This is a genomic window from Nostoc sp. (genome assembly GCF_054880495.1).
The window spans coordinates 1-2,003 of record NZ_JBTYKD010000182.1 but is presented as its reverse complement, the minus strand read 5'-3'; the positions used below and the strand labels follow the sequence as shown (position 1 = coordinate 2,003).

The window sequence follows — 2,003 nt, the reverse complement described above, 5'->3', positions numbered from 1 at the left end:
TAGTTCCCCGAATCCCAACTTGGGATTCGGGGTTAGGGGATGAGGGCAAAACGTCTTCTCAAAGCAGATTTTTTCTGAAGTTGACACCAATGAGCATTGCTGTGCCCCTACGACACAAATAAATCTAGTTTGAGGTAAAAATGAGACACGAAAAACTTTCTCCTGGACTACTTTTGGCATTGCAAGACTATCAAAATGAAGGGGATGAAGCTTTAGTTCAACACAAAAAAGCCCTTGGTATTATTGCCCACAAAAGTCCAGTCAAGCCTACTAAGAGCGTCGTTTTTATCTACTGCGACCCTGATGCAGACTTGAGTTACCTATCACAATATAATATTGAAGTCAATCAAAACTCTGGGAGTGTGCGGACGGCTTTCTTACCGATAGATAGTTTAGATGTCTTATCTGAGGAAGATGTGATTCACCGGATTAAGCCATCACGCAAACTTCATTTGAGGATGGACACAGCACTAGGAACAGTGAAAGTGCCGGAATTCAAGAACCAAACCGGACTAACTGGTAAAGGAGTAATCATCGGCATTATAGACAGTGGCATTGATCCGAAACACCCCGCTTTTGCTGAACGAATTTTACACATTTGGGATCAAACGCTGCCAGGTCCAGGAGTCACAGAGGGCGGCTATGGGGCGGAATTGACGGGAGCGCAACTGACAATTTCTCAGGATACTGGCGGTCATGGTACTCACGTTGCTGGTATTGCCGCCGGTGTCGATGCTAACTATGGCGGTGTAGCACCAGAAGCAGAATTAATTGTCGTCAGATCAGATTTACAAGATGCCCACATTGCTGATGGCATCCGTTACATTTTTCGAGTTGCTAGAGAGTTGGGACGCCCAGCAGTGGTGAATCTCAGCTTGGGTGGACACGCTGATGCTCATGATGGTAGCGATTCCCTATCAAAGGTCATTGATGCCGAAACTGGCGCTGGAAGAATTGTTTGCTGTGCTGCGGGTAACGAAGGAAACGATAACATTCATGGACAAGTAATAATATCCAGTGGACGTACTCGTGGGATGCGCTTTAATGTTCCTTTGAATCAAGTCGGCATAGTTTGGTTAAATGGTTGGTATTCCAAAGACAACGAATTGGAAGTGTCGCTGCGGAGTCCTAACGGTTTTGTCACCCCCTTCCAAAAAATCATTGCTGACGGTAATGCTGCACAAGATTACCAGTTAGCAGATGCACGCGTGCAATTAGCGACACCAGGGCCAGATAAAGCCAACAGCGACCATAATTTCTTTGTGCAAATACGTGGTATTGACCCCTCGCCAGTAATGGGAGGTATTTGGCAGCTACGAGTCCGCAACACTTCTTCAACTGACACACGTTTAGATGTGTGGACACTAGATGATAGTTCTTCAGTGTTTTTTACAGGTAAAAGTGTGAAAGATGCTGTAAAAATTGGTTCGCCGGGAGCCGCCAGCAGTGCTATTACAGTTGCCGCCTATACTACTAAAGCCACGTACACAGATATTGATCAGCAAGTGCGAGAAATGGGCTTAGAATTAAATACTATTTCCGAATTCAGTAGTGAAGGACCTCTACGGAATGATGGACAGAAGCCTGATGTCACAGCACCGGGAGCAATGATTGTTTCGACGCTTTCCGCCGATGCAAATTTTGACCGCGCATCAATGATTAATTCCAAGTTTGTGGTCAAGGCTGGTACGAGTATGGCGACACCGTTAGTTAGTGGGTTAGTCGCACTGTTGTTGCAACGTGATCCTCAGCTTGATCCGGCTGCTGTGAAAGACTTGCTACGTAGAAATAGTGCTATTCCCGGAAAACCCGCAGGCACATTTGATGAAAAATGGGGTTATGGAGTGATTAATGCCTTAAATCTCTAATTAAACCGCGTCTATCTTAAAACCTGTAGTTCTTCGGTGATTAAAAGGATTTGCCCTCATCCCCCAACCCCTTCTCCCAAATCTGGGAGAAGGGGAGCCAGAATTTTAAAGTCCCTCTCCCATATCTGGGAGAGG

General features: G+C 45.7%; 1 protein-coding gene. It reads left to right on the top strand.

Annotation, left to right across the window (positions count from 1 at the left end):
- Nucleotides 1–140 precede the first annotated feature (140 nt).
- Nucleotides 141–1,868: a S8 family peptidase gene (locus ACYTXL_RS17830; RefSeq protein WP_461925906.1), complete on the top strand. Its 1,728-nt coding sequence runs from the start codon at nucleotides 141–143 to the stop codon at nucleotides 1,866–1,868.
- Nucleotides 1,869–2,003: the final 135 nt, after the last annotated feature.

Excerpts from the sequence above, each read along its gene's own strand:
- ACYTXL_RS17830 (WP_461925906.1), top strand. The coding sequence starts at position 141 with ATGAGACACGAAAAACTTTCTCCTGGACTACTTTTGGCATTGCAAGAC.